The organism is Xenorhabdus indica, assembly GCF_014467235.1.
GTDB classification, from domain to species: domain Bacteria; phylum Pseudomonadota; class Gammaproteobacteria; order Enterobacterales; family Enterobacteriaceae; genus Xenorhabdus; species Xenorhabdus indica.
Genome location: NZ_NKHP01000062.1, coordinates 1 through 2,888, shown reverse-complemented (window position 1 = coordinate 2,888; position 2,888 = coordinate 1). Strand labels below are relative to the sequence as shown.

The window sequence follows — 2,888 nt, the reverse complement described above, 5'->3', positions numbered from 1 at the left end:
TCAGTCCTTCTTTTTGCTTTTTTGTTTGTGGAAAATCAAAATTCGCAAAAATTGGACTGAGTTTCTTTGATACTCCTACCATTTTGAAAAGGCATTTAGATGATAGCACTTCAGGTAAATAAATATGATTCGGTTTTCTATTTTCATGATTCCATTGAACATGGATTAACATCCTAATTGTTCTTGGTATCATCATTGATGTTTTAACCTCTAAAGCACATAGAGTAGGAAGATTTTTCCAACCTGCTTCATATATTATTAATGGCGGTAATTCACTGGTTAGATCTGGTGTCACAGTAAAAAAACAACTTACTAAATCTAAACATTGCAATTCATTTGTGGAAATAATTTTACTCATCATTAATAACGTGCTTCTTCTTATTTCATCAGAAGTATCTTTTGAAACTTGAATAGCTCCTCGTATGGCTCTAATTTCTATATTTTTTGACTCTGATTTTTTTTGTTTTTCATTGTCATCTCTTTGGTTTCATTTGTTATAATTAATAAATGAAATAGCATCTTGATAATTTTTACTAAACGTAATTTTTTATTGAAAATATATATTTTAAAAATAATTTGGTGTATAAATATAAAATTACACTAAAGCATCCAAATACAAAGGGCGCAATATTGAAGAAACTCATGTAAAAAAAAGAATAAAAAAACTGTAAATATAATGTAAGGCATTTCATTTATTGATGTCAATGATTTATGTTATACTTACTATAAAAATATTTTTTTCATTTTATTTCAAATGAATAAGGAAAAATCATGACAAGAAAAAGAGGTAGGCCTCTTAATTTTGACAAAGAATTAGCTCTCAAAAAAGCCATGGGTGTTTTCTGGATTAAAGGATTCGAAGGAACCCAACTTGTAGATTTAACGGCAGCTATGGGTATTAATCCTCCGAGCTTCTACGCAGCTTTTGGAAGTAAATTCAATCTATTTTGTGATGCAGTACAGCTTTATATTGAAACAGTAGGTAGTAAAACAATAAGTGCACTGAATGATGCAAAAACAACTAAAGAAGGGCTTAAGGCCATGCTGGAAAACGTCATAATTAACGCATCTTCAAATGAAGCGGGCGGTTGCTTAATGATAATGGGAGTAGTGAATAATCGCGCTGAGAATTATCCTGCTTGGGAATATTTGAGAAAAGAACGTGCCAAAATCCTTACACTGATACAGCTACGTATTGAACGCGGTATTATGGAGGGTGACTTACCCAAAAATACTGATTCGAAAACATTGGCAGAATATTTTTTGGGCATTACACAAGCTATCTCGTTTCAGGCCAGAGATAGAGTACCTAAAAACACTTTACAGCGTCTAATTGAACCAGCTTTAACCGCATTACCTTCATTCAACACTCTGTAGTAAAAAAATATATAACAGACAATTTTTTCCCAAAAAAGAGTTTTTTGAGATTTATTTCTGTTGCAACAATCTTATAATTTAATTTGGTAGCGGCTACCTAGGTAGCCACTACCAAATAAGTCAATATATTGTAATATGACAATACCTACCATTTTGATGTATTTATGAAAAATTCTTCCTAAATCTAATCCACTCAGTCACAAGCCACATTGATTAAAACTAGAAAATCAACAATATTACTACTACAAACATAAATTATGTTACTACTAAATGATTAGTAATTAAATATTTACGAGATGTAATTATCTCTGATTTGTAAATTAATTTCTAATTATTTTTATTTTTTTAACTTAAAGGATTTCTTGGAGTTTTCAAATATGAGGATTTAGTTAAATTTGTAGTCCAGACTCTTTTTTATCTTTCGTTGTGTTTTTGTAATTTCAATAAGATAAATATCTTGACGCCATTTCGTAAGAACGATATTTTTGTAGTTAAGATTACACAATTAAGTCAAGATAGAACTTTTTCTCAAGGTTTACTGCTTATACTCTAGATATCGCAAAGCATTCTGATAGAAGCAGCTTAATAAAGGAAAAATCTTTATGCAAAATATATCTGTCACAGACAATAAAAGTGCAACATTGCCATTGGCTGTGTACATACTGGCATTCGGTATTTTTGCTTTGGTGACAAGCGAGTTTCAAGTAGCAGGTATGATACCTGTTATGGCAAGTGATCTCGGTGTTTCTATTTCACAAATTGGTTACCTGGTGTCTTTATATGCACTGGCAATGGCGTTTGGAGGGCCATTACTTGCCATAGGACTATTAATAATACCACCTAAGTTAGCACTTATGATTCTTTACGTGATATTTACCATTGGTGAGATCCTGGGGGCTATGGCAAGCTCGTATCACTTTCTTGTAATAGCAAGACTTATTACTGGTGCTGTATCTGGAGCTTTTTATGGAGTAGCGATAGCAATTTGTGTTGCAATTGTATCCGAACATAAAAGAGGTTGGGCAGTTTCTATTGTTCTAGCTGGGATTATGGCAGGTACAATACTAGGTTTACCAATGGCAAATTTGATTGGAACACATTTTGGTTGGAGAGAAAGTTTCTGGGTTGTAAGCATCCTAGCTGTCCTCGGTTTAATTGTTAGCATATTATGGATCCCAAGCCTTCCAAAGCCGCAGGTGATTAGCTTAAAAAGTGAATTAGGAGCTCTAAAGAGCCCTAAATTATGGGCAGTATTTTCTACAAGTTTATTAATAATCGGTGCTACATTTTCTGCATTCACTTATTTTACTCCTATATTGAAAAATATTACGGGCTATAGTGATGGTGCTATCGCTGTACTCCTGACTGTTTATGGGATAGCAACTATGATAGGTAATATAATTGTTGGAAAACTAAATGCCTTTTCAAAATGGTAGGAGTATCAAAGAAACTCAGTCCAATTTTTGCGAATTTTGATTTTCCACAAACAAAAAAGCAAAAAGAAGGACTGA

The 2,888-nt window shown here is 32.5% G+C and carries 3 protein-coding genes; 2 read left to right on the top strand and 1 reads right to left on the bottom strand.

Translation table 11 applies throughout. The features are described from left to right. Positions 1-382: chorismate mutase (locus tag Xind_RS19395; RefSeq protein ID WP_338114373.1), on the bottom strand; the 382-nt coding region annotated here is incomplete at its 3' end. 389 nt (positions 383-771) lie between these two features. On the opposite strand from Xind_RS19395, the gene Xind_RS19390 reads away from it, so the two are divergent. Together Xind_RS19390 and Xind_RS19385 are read left to right on the top strand one after the other, a co-directional pair. Next, a complete protein-coding gene (locus Xind_RS19390; RefSeq protein ID WP_187650920.1) occupies positions 772-1,377 on the top strand; it encodes a TetR/AcrR family transcriptional regulator in 606 nt (201 codons plus the stop codon). 602 nt (positions 1,378-1,979) lie between these two features. Beyond that, the gene (locus Xind_RS19385) at positions 1,980-2,813 is read left to right on the top strand and encodes an MFS transporter (protein ID WP_246432633.1); all 834 of its coding nucleotides are present in this window, start codon (positions 1,980-1,982) and stop codon (positions 2,811-2,813) included. Positions 2,814-2,888 lie beyond the last annotated feature (75 nt).

Coding starts and splice junctions, on each gene's coding strand:
- Xind_RS19390 (WP_187650920.1), top strand. CDS start 772: ATGACAAGAAAAAGAGGTAGGCCTCTTAATTTTGACAAAGAATTAGCT.
- Xind_RS19385 (WP_246432633.1), top strand. CDS start 1,980: ATGCAAAATATATCTGTCACAGACAATAAAAGTGCAACATTGCCATTG.